The organism is Acetobacter sp. DsW_54 (assembly GCF_002153575.1).
GTDB lineage: Bacteria > Pseudomonadota > Alphaproteobacteria > Acetobacterales > Acetobacteraceae > Acetobacter > Acetobacter fabarum.
In genome coordinates this window covers 1-264 of record NZ_JOPD01000022.1, presented here as the reverse complement: position 1 = coordinate 264, position 264 = coordinate 1, and the positions used below count along the sequence as shown (strand labels likewise).

The 264-nt window shown below is 51.9% G+C and carries 1 protein-coding gene; it reads left to right on the top strand.

The window, feature by feature from the left end; genetic code table 11:
• Positions 1–76: 76 nt before the first annotated feature.
• On the top strand, positions 77–264 hold a 188-nt coding region (locus HK20_RS09670; RefSeq protein WP_143296489.1), incomplete at its 3' end, for a transposase.

Sequence of the window (264 nt, the reverse complement as noted above, 5' to 3'; positions counted from 1 at the left end):
CTAGGCTCAGGACCTATTAATTTATTGAATTGAGCTGTGTGTTGTGATTCACAGGCTTACCGATGGAGGTGAGGCTGTGAGTGACGTGTTTTTTCTGTCTGAGAGCCAGATGAGGCGGATTGAGCCATTTTTCCCTCTGGCACACGGAGTGCCCCGCGTGGATGACCGTCGTGTCCTGAGCGGGATCGTTTACGTGATCCGCAACGGGCTTCAGTGGAAAGACGCTCCGAAAGCGTATGGTCCGCACAAGACTTTATACAATCG